Origin of the sequence: Aliidongia dinghuensis, from assembly GCF_014643535.1 — a bacterium.
GTDB lineage: Bacteria > Pseudomonadota > Alphaproteobacteria > ATCC43930 > CGMCC-115725 > Aliidongia > Aliidongia dinghuensis.
Genome location: NZ_BMJQ01000071.1, coordinates 1 through 584 on the forward strand (window position 1 = coordinate 1; position 584 = coordinate 584).

Sequence of the window (584 nt, forward strand, 5' to 3'; positions counted from 1 at the left end):
GTTTCATTAGTTTTCAATAAATTATGTTTCTTTAAAACTTGAATTACCAGTTTTTGATTAAATACATCACAAGCTTCAACGAAATTTTCTTTAAAAAATAAATAGTCATTATTACGTATATAGCCAACACGATTATTTACTTTTTGGATAAATCCATCACTTTTCCAGTTGGAAAATCTACTTTCGCCATGTTGTTGAATAAACGAACGGATTTGTTTTAAAATCTGCTGTTCCTCATGATCAGTGTCTTGCCCATAATTGCTAAGCCAATTTTCAAAACATTTTTGAGCTGCTGTGGTAGCCGTACCAGGTAACCAACCTGTAATACCTGCATGTGTTGCTAATTCGCCTGCGGCTGCAACTACTGCAAATAATCTAGCTACACGCCCAGCCTGACTCGATAAATTACTATAATTTTCCAAAAACTCATCAATATAGTTTAGAGCATTTTTTTCAATCATTGATTTATCATGGGTTATAAACTCAAGCCACTCTTGACCTGCTACCCCATAATGTTCTATGGTTGCTCGGGAAAGATATTCAGCCTGCTTTGCACTAGACTCAAAACCATCAATTAGCGTATC

1 protein-coding gene is annotated in these 584 nt (G+C 34.9%); it reads right to left on the reverse strand.

Translation table 11 applies throughout. From position 1 onward, the window contains the following. Positions 1 to 584: hypothetical protein (locus IEY58_RS34170; protein ID WP_456057541.1), on the reverse strand; the 584-nt coding region annotated here is incomplete at both ends.